The sequence below is a fragment of the Streptomyces sp. LN549 genome, from assembly GCF_043203805.1.
Classification (GTDB): Bacteria; Actinomycetota; Actinomycetes; order Streptomycetales; family Streptomycetaceae; genus Streptomyces.
In genome coordinates this window covers 3598270-3611086 of record NZ_JAZHRI010000002.1, presented here as the reverse complement: position 1 = coordinate 3611086, position 12817 = coordinate 3598270, and the positions used below count along the sequence as shown (strand labels likewise).

Genomic DNA, 12817 nt, shown 5'->3' with positions numbered 1-12817 from the left:
GCGCGTCGCACCACAGGCACCGACGGATCGACAACGGAACAGGGGGACGGGCCGATGAGCCAGCCGCCCGGACAGCAGCCGCCGCAGGGTGGGTTCGGAACTCCTTACGACCCGCAGCCCGGGGCGTATCCGCCACCGGCCGCCCAGCCGCAGCCCGCCGGTCCGTACGGGCAGCAGCCCGGCCCGTACAACCAGCCCGGCCCGTACGGCAGTCAGCCCGGCCCGTACAACCAGCCGACGCAGGGCTACGGATACGGCTACCCGCCCCAGCAGCAACAGCAGCAACAGCAGCAACAGGGTTACGGCTACCCGACGCAGCCGCCGCAGCCCGGCGGACCGCGGGGCGGCGGCCGGTTCCGCGGCCGGACCGGGATGCTCGTCGGAGGCCTGCTCGCGGTGGTGCTCCTGGCAGGCGGCGGCATCTGGCTCGCCACCGGCGACGACGGCGACGACGGTAAGGCCACGGCGAACGGCGGCCACAGCTCCGCGCCGCCGGCCCCCGCGCCGACCCTGGACCAGGGCGACGGCAAGGGCGACACCGACGACGACGGTACGGTCACCCCCCGCGCCGAGGCCGCCGCCATCAACGCGGCGCTCAAGCCGGGGGAGGCGAAGGCCCTCTGGCTCCAGAAGAGCGGCGTCGACCTCCCCGAGGGCGGTGAGGACGTGTACGGCCCGTGGTTCGCCGGCGACACCGTCGTCACCGCCATGTACCACACCGTCACGGGCTATTCGGCGGCCGACGGCACGCTCAAGTGGAGCCTGCGGCTGCCCACCAACGCGTGCGCGGCGCCCACACAGCCCACCGCCGACGGCAAGATCGTCCTGGGTATCGAGGACAGCACCTCGGAGGACGCGTACTGCGACAACCTCCAGATGGTCGACCTCACGACGGGCAAGGCCGGCTGGCGCAAGCAGTACGCCCGTGACGGTGCCTGGGACGGGCTCTCCGACCTCGCGATGGCGATCAACGGCGACACCGTGACCGTGGGGCGCACCAGCAGGACCGACGCCTTCCGGGTCAGTGACGGCAAGGTGCTGTTCGGCAAACTGCCCGGCAACTGCCAGCCGTTCGGCTTCGCCAGCGGCCCCGTGGCGATCGCCGCCGCGAGCTGCCAGACCGCCGCGGACGACCACAAGGAACACCAGGTGCAGCGGATCGACCCCGCCACCGGCAAGGTGCAGTGGACGTACAAGGTCAAGAAGGGCTGGCAGGTCGCGCAGATCTACTCCGCCGACCCCATCGTCATCTCGCTCACGCAGCCGAAGAAGTGGGCGATCCTGGTACTCAACGCCAACGGCACCTACCGCACCCAGCTCTCCGGCGGACCGGGCGAGTACGCCGTCTCGTGCGACAAGGACCGGCGCGTCCAAGGGGCCAACCTGGACAGCTGCGCCGGGGTGGCCGCCGGTGCGAACACGTTCTACATGGCGACCAAGGCCGTCGACCTCAAAACCGGTGACGGCAACAAGGTCGCCGCCTTCGATCTGTCCACCGGCAAGCACAAGTGGACCGTCACCTCCCCGAAGGACCAGCCCCTCACCCCGCTGCGGACGGAGGGCGGCAAGCTGCTGATGTACCTCGGGGCGGCGAAGAACAAGGGGGGCGGTATCGCCTCCCTCCCGGCCACCGGCGGCAAATGGGACATGGTGGTGCAGCACCCGGCGGCGGCCTCCGGCCTTGAGCGCGGTTTCTACGAGCGGAACGTCTCCTACGTGGACGGACGCAGCTTCCTCACGAATTCGAGGATCAGTGGCATGGACGACGAGGAGATCGAGACCCGGTCCATCGTGGCCTTCGGCAACTGACGGCCGATCAGGGCCCGTGCAGGCATAACGGCGGTATCACGGGGCGGTTCTCCCTTGGGAACAGGGGCGGACCGAACCGGAGCCGGTGACGGGCCGGGTGGTACAAAGAAGCCCCGCTCGACTGTCGTAACACTGCGGGATCCATGCCCGATTCGCTCCATTTCGCTGGTAAATCAGGGGTCTTCGCCGACTCCCGGAGCCCCGGCGTGATCGCGGGGGAGTCCGGACCGGGCACCGGACCGCATGAAGGGGGACGCGCTGATGACCCAGCCGCCCAGCCAGCAACCGCCGCAGGGAGGCTTCGGCGCTCCGCAGGAGCCGCCGCAGGGGGTTCCACAGCCGCCCCAGGGCCCGCCGCAGACGCCGCCGCCTGCCCAGCCGCCCCAGCCGCCGGCCGCCCAGCCGGGTTACGGCTATCCCCAGCAGCCGGGCCCGTACGGCCAGCCGCAGCAGCCGGGCCCCTACGGCCAGCCGCAGCAGCCCGGCCCGTACGGCCAGCCCCAGCAGCCCGGCCCCTACGGCCAGCCGCAGCCGGGTCCGTACGGCCAGCAGCCCGGCCCGTACGGCCAGCCGCAGCAGCCCGGTTACGGCTATCCGCAGCAGCAGTACCCCGGTGCACCGGCTCCCGCCGGTCCGACAGGACCCGGCGGGAGCAGCCCCTTCAAGGGCAAGCCCGCCGTGATCATCGCGGCCGCGGTCGCCGCACTCCTGGTCATCGGCGGCGGCGTCTATCTGGCGACGAGCGGGGGCGACGACGACAAGAAGCCCATCGCGAAGAAGAGCGGCGAGGTGACGAAGCCGTCCACGTCGCCCACCGTCGACGAGGGCGACGGCAACGGCACCGGCCGTGAGGGCGACGACGACCTGAACGGCGGGCGCAAGCCCGGCGAGGCGAAGGTCCTCTGGCTCCAGAAGAACGATGTCGACCTGCCGCGCAACGGCGCGGACGTGTACGGCCCGTGGATCGTCGGCGACACCATCGTCAAGGGCATGTACCGCACGGTCTCCGGCTACTCGGTGGCCGACGGCAAGCAGAAGTGGAAGCTGAAGCTGCCCGCGGACATCTGCGCCGCACCTGCGCAGACCACCACGGCCGGCAAGATCGTCATCGGGGTCAAGAACGGCACCACCGACAAGGCCGACTGCTCGGACCTCCAGCTGATCGACCTCAACACCGGCAAGACCGGCTGGAAGAAGTCCGTCAAGAGCAGCGGGCTCTTCGACCTGATGTCGGACATCTCCCTCGCCATCAGCGGCAACACCGTGACGGTCGGCCGCACCGGCGCCTCCAACGCGTTCCGGGTGAGCGACGGCAAGGAGCTGTTCGGCAAGCGCGACGGCATCTGCCAGCCGTTCGCCTTCGCGGGCGGCGCCAAGCTGATCGCCGCCACCAGCTGCCGCACCGACGACCTCGACAACCCGCAGCACCAGATCGAGCAGATCGACCCGAACACCGGCAAGCCCAAGTGGACCTACAGGCCCGCGCGTGGCTGGGAGATCGACAAGGTCTACTCGGTGAGCCCCCTCATCGTGTCGCTGACCAAGGGAAGCACCAGCGACAACAAGAAGTGGAGCATCCTCGCGCTCCGGGAGAACGGCACGCTCCGCTCCCAGATCGTCAGCGACAAGGGCGACAAGTTCGCACCGGACTGCGGTGGCGCGTTCGCCATCTTCGGCCAGCGCCTGGACGGCTGCACCGGTGTCGCCGCCGACGCCAACACCTTCTACATGGCGACGCAGGACGACACCAGCGGCTCCGCCCGCACCAACCAGGTCGTCGCCTTCAACCTGAACACCGGCAAGACGAAGTGGAAGGCGAAGGCCCCGGCCGAGCAGACCATGAAGCCGCTGCGGATGGAGGGCGGCAACGTGCTGCTCTACGTGGACGCCGGTTACAACAAGGGCGGCGGGATCGCCACCCTGGCGCCCTCCGGCGGCAGCCCGAAGACGGTGCTCCAGCACCCGGCGTCGACGGCTCAGATCGAGAGCTCGTTCTGGGACGAGGACGTGCTCTACGCGGACGGCCGCTCGTTCATCACGAGCGGGCGGGTCAGCGCGAGCAACGACGAGGAAGAGCTGGAGACGAAGACCATGATGGCCTTCGGCAAGTAACCGCTCCCCACGGCACCCGCAGGAACATCACCGGTCGCGGACGGAGACAGACCCGCCCGCGACCGGCTCCGGCCCACCGCCCGAATCCCCTTCTCCAGAGGTACGCAACGCCATGACGCAGCCGCCCCAGCCGCCGCCCAACGACCCGCCCCAGGGCGGGTTCGGCGCGCCGCAGGACCCCCCGCCCGGTGGTTTCGGTGCCCCGCAGGACCCGCCGCCGGGTGGTTTCGGCGCCCCGACGCCGCCGCCCGCAGACCCGTTCGGCAAGCAGCCGGCCACCCCGCCGCCGCCGGCCCCGGGCGGCTACGGCTCCCCGCCCCCCGCGGGTCCGCCCCAGCAGCAGCCCGGCTACGGCTACCCGCAGGACCAGCCGCCGACGCAGCCCGGTTACGGATTCCCGCAGCAGGCACCGCCGCAGGGCGGGCCCCAGCAGCCGTCCGGCTACGGATTCCCGCCCGGCCAGGCGCCGCAGCAGGGGTACGGATTCCCGCCCGGCCAGCCGACGCAGCAGGGCTACGGCTACCCGACCGCTCCGATGCAGCAGCCGTACCAGCCGCCGCAGCCCGGCGGCAACGGGCCGAAGAAGTTCTCCACCCAGTCCCAGATCATCGTCGCCGCGGTGGTCGCCGTGGCGCTGATCATCGGCGGCGGTGTCTGGTTCGCATCGAGTGGCGGCGACGGCGACAAGAAGAAGGACGAGGCGTCCACCTCCGCCGGCACCACCGGCGAGAACAAGGGCGGTTCGGGCAGCAGCCTCGGCGGTGGCGGCAAGGAGAAGGCCCCGGCCAACATCAAGGCCCAGGTCGGTTTCCAGCTTCCGCAGCCCAAGGTCACCGATGTCACCACGGTCGCCGGCTCCTGGCTGACCGACAAGGCGTACGTGAAGACGGGCGTCAACGAGGTCGTCGGCTACGACCTGGCCAAGGGCACCAAGCTCTGGTCGATCCCGCTGGACGGCCAGCTGTGTGCCGCCTCCCGGTACATGAGCAAGGACTTCAAGACGGCCGTCGCCTTCGAGGAGGGCAAGCGGAGCGCGGCGAACAAGTACCCCACCTGCAACCAGGTGGGCGCCCTCGACCTGAACACCGGCAAGCTCCTGTGGAGCAAGTCGGTGACCGCGTCCACCGGCGGTGACCGCCCGGTCCGGTTCGACGAGATCACCCTCAGCGGCACCACGATCGCCGCCGGCGGCACCGAGGGCGGCGCGGCCTTCGACCTGAACACAGGCGCCGAGCGCTGGAAGCCGAAGGTCAGCACGGACGGCTGCTACGACAAGGGGTACGGCGGCGGCGAGGCACTCGCCGTGGTCCGCAAGTGCGGTACGTACGACGACCCGCAGCTCGTCATCCAGGCCCTGAACCCGACGACGGGCGCCCCGCTCTCCTCGTACAAGATGCCGCCGGGCGTCGACTACGCGAGCATCGTCTCCACCAAGCCGCTGGTCGTCGCCGCCGACGTCGGCGACACCGCGGGTGACGGCAGCGGCATCTCGGACTTCTTCTCGATCGACGCGTCCAGCGGCAAGCTGCTCACCAGGATCGCGGCGGACGGCGAGAAGTACGCGGCGAGCTGCCGCGCCACCAAGGTCGAGAGCTGCCAGCACCTCGCCGTCGGCAACAACCGCATCTACGTGCCCACCGAGGAGCACGAGGGCACCGGGGAGTACGGCAACACCAACGAGATCGTCTCGTTCGACCTGACCACCGGCAAGCCGACCAGCGACCGCGCCGACGCGGGCGACCGCTACTCGATGTTCCCGGTGCGGATGGACGGCGGCAACATCATCGCGTACAAGGAGCCCCCGTACGACAAGGGCGGCCAGGTCGTCTCCATCGACGGCGGGACCTTCAAGCAGACCGTGCTGATGGACAACCCGGGCGACGAGTCCGTCCGGGACGCGGAGACCAGCTTCTCCTCGGACTACGCCGAGTACATCTACGGCAACGGCAAGCTGTACATCTCGGAGACGATGGTCAGCAAGCCGCGGGAGAGCTCGCTGGACGACAAGGAGTACCTCGTCGTCTCGTTCAGCACGAGCTGACCCACGGATGTGCGTGAGGGGGTGGAGCCGTCCGGCTCCACCCCCTCACGCATGTCCTCACCCGTAACGGCATCAGGAGCTGCTGCTGTCGTCGAAGGCCGGGTACATGATGCCGGACGAGACGCACTTCAGGATCGTGCTGCCCTCCATCTGGCACAGCTCGATCCGGGCGGTGCTGATCCAGCCACCGGGGTTGGCGTAGCTGGTCGCGCCCCATGCGGTGCCGGCACCGGTGGAGACCCGGTGGATCGGGAAGTAGTGGGTGCCGGCGTCGCCGGTGGTGATCAGACGCACGCCCACCGAGTGACCGTCGGCGTCCTTGTCCTTCACGTACAGGTAGAGCGGGTCGAGCTTGTACGGGTTCAGCCGCCTGGCGGCCTGCACCTCCGCCTATCCCCACGTCGTCGAGACGTCTTCGCCGGTGACGTTGGACGCGGCGGCAGCCGTACCGGTGAACGCGGGTCCTGCCAGCACGGCACAGGTGGCCGCGGAGACGAGCAGAGTCTTCTTGAGACGCAAGATTCCCCCAGAAGGTGATCCGTAATGGTCAGCATGCAGATTGCAACAGGCTGAATTCGGCCATGATGAGCCATCAACTCGCCCTCAAGGCACCCGAAGTCGGTTATCTCGATCCTTCTGGCCACTAAGACACCCGCCGCCTCGAACAAGCGTGTAACTTGCCGGGTCTGAAGAGGGCCGGGGGGCCTGCCGGTGCTATGGGGGGTTTCTCGATGGGCGTGCGGCTCATGGTGATCGATGACCACCGACTGCTGGCCGAGGCACTCGCCTCGGCACTGAAACTGCGGGGACACCGGGTGCTCGCCGCTGCCGCGCCCACCTCCGGGGCGGCGGAACTGGTCGTCAGCAGGGCTCCGGAGATCTGCCTGTTCGGCACGGCGTCACCCGCCGAACCGGGCACCTTCGACCCGGTCGTCAGGATCAGGCGCGAGCGCCCGCAGACCGCCGTGGTGGTCCTCGGTCCGGTGCCCAGTCCGCGCGGCATCGCGGCCGCGTTCGCGGCAGGCGCCTCGGGATACGTCCGGCACGACGAGCGCATCGAGGGCGTCGAGCGGGCCATCGCCAAGGCGCGCGCCGGTGAGGTGGCCATCGCCCCGCAGCTGCTCCAGGGCGCGTTCACCGAACTGCTCAACCCGGCGGCGCAGCCGGACGACGAGGGCCGGCGGCTGCTGCAGATGCTCACCCCGCGCGAGGTCGAGGTCCTGGTCCGGGTCGCCGAAGGTGAGGACACCCGGCTGATCGCGGCCGGTATGCGGATCGCGCCGAGCACCGCCCGTACGCATGTGCAGCGCGTGCTGATGAAGCTGGGCGTCGGCTCCCGGCTGGAGGCGGCGGCGCTCGCCGCCCGCACGGGCCTGCTGGACCGGGCGGTCCTGGGGGCGCCGCAGGGGCCGGACCCCGTCGGCTGACGGTGTCCGGCCCCTGCGGGCGGTGGCGACGGAGCCTCAGTTGCCGGGCGCGTCCGTGGCGTCCGGGGCGGTGGCCGGCGGCTGGGCCGGGCGCAGCTTCAGCCAGACCAGGAAGAACAGCCCCAGGGCCAGCATGGCGAGACCCGTCCACAGGTTGATGTGGACGCCCTCGGCCTTCTTCAGGTCGGCGTCGGACGGGTTGATCCCCGCGATGGTGACGATGACTCCGTAGACCACGAAGAGACCGCCGATGATCGTCCGGATGTCGAAGAGACGGGCCGCCGTGGCGGACTTCTTCTCCAGATCGGAGACTTCCTTGTGCAGGTCGGACATGGTGGGTGACTCCGATCAGAACGAGTACGGGACGTAGCACAGGGCGGCGAGCACGATCGCGCCCCAGCCCAGCAGCGCGGGCCTGCGGTACCAGGCGCTGTCGCCCTCATCGGGCACCTCGTCGGCGTCGGGGGACTCGGTTCCGTAGACCAGACCGGCCAGTTCGGCCTCGGGCTTGGGGGCCGTGAACAGCGTGACGGCGACCATGACGACCGCACCGGCGACGAAGCCGACGATCGCGGAGACGAAGTTGGCGCCCTGGTCGGTCGGGATGTCGATGACACCCTGCTTGTAGATCACGAAGTAGTTGATCATCGCGGCGGTGGTACCCGCGACCAGGCCCCAGACGCCCGACTTCATCGAGGCGCGCTTCCAGAACATCCCGATGATGAAGACGACGAACATCGGGACGTTGAAGAAGGAGAACAGCGTCTGGAGGTAGCTCATGATGTTGGAGAAGCTGGCGGCGATGAACGCCGTGCCGATGGAGGCCAGCACACCGACCACCGTGATCCGCCGGCCGAAGCGCAGGTAGTACGCGTCCGGCTGGTCCTTCTTCACGTACCGCGCCCAGATGTCCGTGGTGAACACGGTGTTGAACGAGGAGACGTTGGCGGCCATGCCCGCCATGAACGCGGCCAGCAGGCCCGTCACCGCGATGCCGAGCACGCCGTTGGGCAGCAGCTCCTGCATCAGCAGCGGGATCGCGTCGTTGTAGGTCAGGTCCGAGCCCGGGGTGCCGATCTTCGGTACGAGGACGGCGGCGACCAGGCCCGGGATCATCACGAGGAAGACGATGAAGATCTTCGGGAACGCGGCGATCAGCGGGGTGCGCTGCGCGGCCGAGAGGTTCTTCGCGGACAGGGCGCGCTGCACCTCGGCGAAGTTGGTCGTCCAGTAGCCGAACGAGAGCACGAAGCCCAGGCCGAGGATGATCGTCAGCCAGTTGGCCCCGAGGGGGTTGGCGTCGCCGATGCCGGTGCCGCCCCAGGCGGACATGAAGTCCTGGCCGTGGCTCTTCTCCAGCGAACCGCTCAGTCCGTCCCAGCCGCCGACGCGCTTGAGGCCCAGCAGGGTCAGCGGTATCAGCGCGGCGAGGATGACGAAGAACTGCAGCACCTCGTTGTAGATCGCGGAGGAGAGCCCGCCGATGGTGATGTAGATCAGCACGAAGAAGCCCGCGACCACGATCGCGACCCACTGCGGCCAGCCGAGAAGCGCCTCCACGACGATCGACAGGGCGTACAGGTTGACGCCCGCGATCAGGATCGCCGCGAAGGCGAAGAGTATGGAGCTCAGCAGGTGCGCCGACTTGTCGAAGCGCTGGAGGAGGTACTCCGGTACGGAGCGCACCTTCGACCGGTAGTAGAAGGGCATCATCACGAGGCCCAGGAAGACCATCGCCGGGATGGCGCCGATCCAGTACCAGTGGACGACCGCGACGCCGTACTGCGCGCCGGTCGCCGCCATGCCGAGGATCTCGGTGGCACCGAGATTCGCCGCGACGAAGGCCAGACCGGTCACCCAGGCGGGCAGTGACCGTCCGGAGAGGAAGAAGTCGAGGCTCGTCCTCACGCTCGCCCGGGCGGCGAAGCCGATGCCGAGAACGACGGCGAAGTAGATCGCCAGGATCGTGTAGTCGAGCCCGTTGGTGGGGAGCCGGAGCCCTGCAGCCAGATATTGCATGTGGGGGGTACTCGCTTCGTTGCGCGAACTGAACCCGAAGGAAACTACGCTCTTGTGTTCAGAAAATGAACAGTTCCCATGAGGTTCTTTGTTGGATTGTGATCGTATTGCCGAAAACTCCGGCCTCGACCCCGCGAGATTCCCGTCACGTCACCGCCGCGGACTCATTGACGAGCCTGTTGATTTGTGGTTCATTGTGTTCGGTTCTGTTTGGGAGGAGTCTGGTGAAGAAGACGGTTACGACGCTCGCCGACGGCCGGGAGCTGATCTACTACGACAGCCGTGACGACGTCGTGCGCGACGCAGTCGACCGGCGTCCGCTCGACCCCGTCTCCACCTCGTCCGAGGTCCGCCGCGACCCGCTCCTCGGCGACAGCGTCGCCATCGCCTCGCACCGCCAGGGCCGGATCTACCACCCGCCGGCCGACGAGTGCCCGCTCTGCCCCTCGCGGGAGGGCCGGCAGAGCGAGATCCCGGAGCCGGACTACGACGTCGCCGTCTTCGAGAACCGCTTCCCCTCGCTCGCCGGTGACTCCGGCCGTTGCGAGGTCGTCTGCTTCACCTCCGACCACGACGCGTCCTTCGCCGACCTCACCGAGGAGCAGGCCGCACTCGTCCTGGAGGCGTGGACCGACCGCACCGCGGAGCTCGCCGAGCTCCCGCAGGTCACGCAGGTGTTCTGCTTCGAGAACCGGGGCGCCGAGATCGGCGTCACGCTCGGCCACCCGCACGGCCAGGTCTACGGCTACCCCTTCGTCACCCCGCGCACCGAACTGATGCTCCGCTCCGCGGCCGCCCACCGCGCCGAGACCGGCGGCAACCTCTTCGACGACGTGCTGGCCCGCGAGGAGGCCGACGGCTCGCGGATCGTGCTCGCCGGCGAGCACTGGGTGGCCTTCGTGCCGTACGCGGCGCACTGGCCGTACGAGGTCCATCTCTACCCGCGCCACCGCGTCCCCGACCTGCGGGAGCTCGACGAGGCCGCACGACGCGAGTTCCCACAGGTCTATCTGGAACTCTTGAGGCGATTCGACCGGATCTTCGGCCCCGGCGAGCCGCCGACCCCGTACATCTCCGCCTGGCACCAGGCGCCGTTCGGGGTCGAGGGACGGGATGACTTCGCGCTCCATCTGGAGCTTTTCACCATCCGACGTACCTCCGGCAAGCTGAAGTTCCTCGCGGGTTCCGAATCCGGCATGAACGTGTTCATCAACGACGTGCCGCCGGAGACCGCGGCCCAGCGACTGCGAGAGGTAGCGAGCGAGTGAGCAAGTCCCCGAAGAAGTACCTGGTGACCGGCGGCGCGGGATACGTGGGCAGTGTGGTCGCCCAGCACCTGCTGGAGGCGGGTCACACCGTCACCGTCCTCGACGACCTCTCCACCGGCTTCCGCGAGGGCGTCCCGGCCGGCGCCGAGTTCATCGAGGGCCGCATCCAGGACGCCGCCAAGTGGCTGGACTCCTCCTACGACGGGGTGCTGCACTTCGCCGCGTACTCCCAGGTCGGCGAGTCCGTCGCCGACCCGGAGAAGTACTGGGTCAACAACGTCGGCGGCTCCACAGCCCTGCTCGCCGCGATGCGTGACGCCGGGGTGCGCACCCTGGTCTTCTCCTCCACCGCCGCCACCTACGGCGAGCCGGTCTCCAGCCCCATCACCGAGGCCGACCCCACCGCCCCGACCAGCCCGTACGGCGCCACCAAGCTCGCCGTCGACCACATGATCACCGGCGAGGCGGCCGCCCACGGACTGGCCGCGGTCTCGCTGCGGTACTTCAACGTGGCGGGGGCCTACGGCAGCTGCGGCGAGCGGCACAGCCCCGAGTCCCACCTCATCCCGCTGGTCCTCCAGGTCGCGCTCGGCCAGCGCGAGTCGATCTCCGTCTACGGCGACGACTACCCCACCCCGGACGGCACCTGCGTCCGCGACTACATCCACGTCGCCGACCTCGCCGAGGCCCACCTGCTGGCCCTCGACGCCGCCACCGCGGGCGAGCACCTGATCTGCAACCTCGGCAACGGCAACGGCTTCTCGGTCCGCGAGGTCATCGAGACGGTCCGCCAGGTCACCGGCCACCCGGTCCCCGAGACCGCGGCCCCCCGCCGCGGCGGCGACCCGGCCGTCCTCGTCGCCTCCGCCGCAACCGCCAGGGAGCGCCTCGGCTGGCAGCCGTCCCGCGCCGACCTGGCCGGAATCGTCTCTGACGCCTGGACGTTCGCCCGCCGAGAGGAGCCCACCGCACCATGACCGACCACGCTGAGCTGACCGCCTCCTTCACCGAGCTCTACGGGACCGCCCCCGAGGGGGTCTGGGCCGCCCCCGGCCGGGTCAACCTGATCGGCGAGTACACCGACTTCAACGACGGCTTCGTGATGCCGCTCGCGCTGCCGCACACCGCACGGGCCGCCGTCGCCCGCCGTGCCGACGGCGAGCTGCGGCTCCACTCCACCGATGTGCCGGGCGGCGTCGTCCAGCTCCGCGTCGACGAGCTGGCCCCGCATTCCGGCCACGGCTGGGCTGCCTACCCGGCCGGTGTCGTCTGGGCGCTGCGCGAGGCCGGCCACGAGATCACCGGTGCCGACATCCAGCTGTCCTCCACCGTCCCCACCGGCGCCGGGCTCTCCTCGTCCGCCGCCCTCGAAGTGGTGACCGGGCTGGCCCTGAACGACCTCTTCGGGCTCGGGCTGACCCCCGCCGAGCTCGCGGTCCTCGCCCAGCGCGCCGAGAACGCGTTCGTCGGCGTCCCCTGCGGCGTCATGGACCAGATGGCGTCGGCCTGCTGCACCGACGGCCACGCCCTGCACCTGGACACCCGCGACCTCACCCAGCGCCAGGTCCCCTTCGACCTGGCCGCCCAGGGGCTGCGGCTCCTGGTCGTCGACACCCGCGTCAAGCACGCGCTGGGCGACGGCGCGTACGCGGAGCGCCGGGCCGGCTGCGAGGAGGGCGCCCGCCTGCTCGGCATCCGTACCCTGCGCGAGCTTCCGTACGAGGGACTGGGTGCCGCGCTCGAAACCCTGGCCGCGGCCGGCGCGGACGAGTCCGTCGTGCGCTACGTACGGCACGTGGTCGGCGACAACCAGCGCGTCGAGCAGGTCATCGCGCTGCTCGACGCGGGCGAGGTGCGCGCGGCCGGCCCGGTCCTCACGGCGGGCCACGTCTCGCTCCGCGACGATCTGCGCGTCTCCTGCGTGGAGTTGGACCTGGTCGTCGAGACGGCGAACACGGCCGGCGCGCTCGGTGCGCGGATGACCGGCGGCGGCTTCGGCGGCTCGGCGATCGTGCTCGTGGAGGAGTCGCAGGCGGACACGGTCACCAAGTCCGTGCAGGAGGCGTTCGCCGCGGCGGGCTACGCGGCCCCGGGCGTGTTCCCCGCGACGCCGTCGGCTGGGGCCCGCCGGCTCGTCTGAG

Annotated in this window: 11 protein-coding genes; 7 read left to right on the top strand and 4 right to left on the bottom strand. The window is 70.0% G+C overall.

The features are described from left to right. Nucleotides 1-54: 54 nt before the first annotated feature. The 3 genes from SH922_RS16145 (at nucleotide 55) to SH922_RS16135 (ending at nucleotide 5962) form a co-directional block, all read left to right on the top strand. Nucleotides 55-1809, top strand: a complete 1755-nt coding sequence (locus SH922_RS16145) for a PQQ-binding-like beta-propeller repeat protein (RefSeq protein WP_393058654.1) — start codon at nucleotides 55-57, stop codon at nucleotides 1807-1809. A 261-nt stretch (nucleotides 1810-2070) separates the two neighbouring features. Continuing rightward, entirely contained in the window at nucleotides 2071-3921 is a 1851-nt protein-coding gene (locus SH922_RS16140; RefSeq protein WP_393058653.1) for a PQQ-binding-like beta-propeller repeat protein, read from the top strand. 112 nt (nucleotides 3922-4033) lie between these two features. Beyond that, nucleotides 4034-5962: a PQQ-binding-like beta-propeller repeat protein gene (locus SH922_RS16135; protein ID WP_393058652.1), complete on the top strand. Its 1929-nt coding sequence runs from the start codon at nucleotides 4034-4036 to the stop codon at nucleotides 5960-5962. Between the two features lie 72 nt (nucleotides 5963-6034). On the opposite strand, the gene SH922_RS16130 is transcribed toward SH922_RS16135, so the two are convergent. Then, a complete protein-coding gene (locus tag SH922_RS16130; protein WP_393058651.1) occupies nucleotides 6035-6346 on the bottom strand; it encodes a hypothetical protein in 312 nt (103 codons plus the stop codon). Nucleotides 6347-6352: 6 nt separating this feature from the next. Then, a complete protein-coding gene (locus SH922_RS16125) occupies nucleotides 6353-6481 on the bottom strand; it encodes a hypothetical protein (RefSeq protein WP_393058650.1) in 129 nt (42 codons plus the stop codon). A gap of 212 nt (nucleotides 6482-6693) precedes the next feature. Here SH922_RS16125 and SH922_RS16120 point away from each other — a divergent pair, with 212 nt between their 5' ends. Next, complete coding sequence (locus SH922_RS16120; RefSeq protein WP_393058649.1) at nucleotides 6694-7389, top strand: LuxR C-terminal-related transcriptional regulator; 696 nt, start codon at nucleotides 6694-6696, stop codon at nucleotides 7387-7389. A 36-nt stretch (nucleotides 7390-7425) separates the two neighbouring features. Here SH922_RS16120 and SH922_RS16115 read toward each other — a convergent pair whose 3' ends face one another. Further along, complete coding sequence (locus tag SH922_RS16115; RefSeq protein WP_393058648.1) at nucleotides 7426-7722, bottom strand: hypothetical protein; 297 nt, start codon at nucleotides 7720-7722, stop codon at nucleotides 7426-7428. Between the two features lie 15 nt (nucleotides 7723-7737). Continuing rightward, on the bottom strand, nucleotides 7738-9408 hold the full coding sequence (locus SH922_RS16110; protein ID WP_393058647.1) for a sodium:solute symporter family protein: 1671 nt from the start codon (nucleotides 9406-9408) through the stop codon (nucleotides 7738-7740). 224 nt (nucleotides 9409-9632) lie between these two features. Here SH922_RS16110 and galT point away from each other — a divergent pair, with 224 nt between their 5' ends. Genes galT through galK form a run of 3 tightly spaced genes read left to right on the top strand, consistent with a single transcriptional unit; the run spans nucleotide 9633 to nucleotide 12816 of the window. Then, nucleotides 9633-10676 carry a galactose-1-phosphate uridylyltransferase gene (galT, locus tag SH922_RS16105; RefSeq protein ID WP_393058646.1) on the top strand — a complete coding sequence of 348 codons (1044 nt, stop codon included), beginning with the start codon at nucleotides 9633-9635 and terminating at the stop codon, nucleotides 10674-10676. Beyond that, the gene (gene galE / locus SH922_RS16100) at nucleotides 10673-11653 is read left to right on the top strand and encodes a UDP-glucose 4-epimerase GalE (protein ID WP_393058645.1); all 981 of its coding nucleotides are present in this window, start codon (nucleotides 10673-10675) and stop codon (nucleotides 11651-11653) included. The genes galT and galE overlap by 4 nt, the downstream gene beginning before the upstream one ends. Further along, a complete protein-coding gene (galK, locus tag SH922_RS16095; protein ID WP_393058644.1) occupies nucleotides 11650-12816 on the top strand; it encodes a galactokinase in 1167 nt (388 codons plus the stop codon). Before galE ends, galK begins: the two co-directional genes overlap by 4 nt. The last annotated feature ends 1 nt before the right edge of the window (nucleotide 12817 follow it).

Coding starts and splice junctions, on each gene's coding strand:
- SH922_RS16145 (WP_393058654.1), top strand. CDS start 55: ATGAGCCAGCCGCCCGGACAGCAGCCGCCGCAGGGTGGGTTCGGAACT.
- SH922_RS16140 (WP_393058653.1), top strand. CDS start 2,071: ATGACCCAGCCGCCCAGCCAGCAACCGCCGCAGGGAGGCTTCGGCGCT.
- SH922_RS16135 (WP_393058652.1), top strand. CDS start 4,034: ATGACGCAGCCGCCCCAGCCGCCGCCCAACGACCCGCCCCAGGGCGGG.
- SH922_RS16120 (WP_393058649.1), top strand. CDS start 6,694: ATGGGCGTGCGGCTCATGGTGATCGATGACCACCGACTGCTGGCCGAG.
- SH922_RS16115 (WP_393058648.1), bottom strand. CDS start 7,722: ATGTCCGACCTGCACAAGGAAGTCTCCGATCTGGAGAAGAAGTCCGCC.
- SH922_RS16110 (WP_393058647.1), bottom strand. CDS start 9,408: ATGCAATATCTGGCTGCAGGGCTCCGGCTCCCCACCAACGGGCTCGAC.
- galK (WP_393058644.1), top strand. CDS start 11,650: ATGACCGACCACGCTGAGCTGACCGCCTCCTTCACCGAGCTCTACGGG.